Source organism: Bowmanella yangjiangensis, assembly GCF_017255015.1.
Classification (GTDB): Bacteria; Pseudomonadota; Gammaproteobacteria; order Enterobacterales; family Alteromonadaceae; genus Bowmanella; species Bowmanella yangjiangensis.
Genome location: NZ_JAFKCS010000670.1, coordinates 1 through 393 on the forward strand (window position 1 = coordinate 1; position 393 = coordinate 393).

The following is a 393-nucleotide window of genomic DNA, read 5'->3' on the forward strand; positions in this document are numbered from 1 at the left end:
GGGGCGATTGTTGATGACGCTGCGAAAACCGGCAGCGGCGAGCATGCCCATGTCCGCCGGCTGCAACTGGGCTGCCACGGCGATGAACGGGGTCAGGCGCTTGAGCGACTCCATGGTGATGACCTCAGAGCACGTCGAGAGGGATCTTCAGGTAGCGGGTGCCGTTGCCTTCGGCCGGCGGCAGCTGACCGGCGCGCATGTTGACCTGTACCGAGGGCAGGATCAGGTTGGGCATGCCCAGGGTGGCGTCGCGCTCGCGCCGCATGGCGACGAAATCGGCCTCGGCGATGCCCTGATGAACGTGCACGTTGTGCGCGCGCTGTTCGGCGACCGTGGTCTGGTTGCGGAAATCGTCGCGGCCCGGTGCCTTGTAGTCGTGGCACATGAACAGGC

General features: G+C 66.2%; 1 protein-coding gene and 1 pseudogene. Both read right to left on the reverse strand.

All coding sequences use genetic code 11. The annotated features are described in order from the left end of the window. Positions 1 to 114 (reverse strand): beta-lactamase hydrolase domain-containing protein (locus J0A65_RS28030; protein WP_269814716.1); only part of this gene is annotated, 114 nt, incomplete at its 3' end. Between the two features lie 10 nt (positions 115 to 124). Further along, positions 125 to 393, reverse strand: a pseudogene (locus J0A65_RS26190) (MBL fold metallo-hydrolase); the annotation flags it as partial.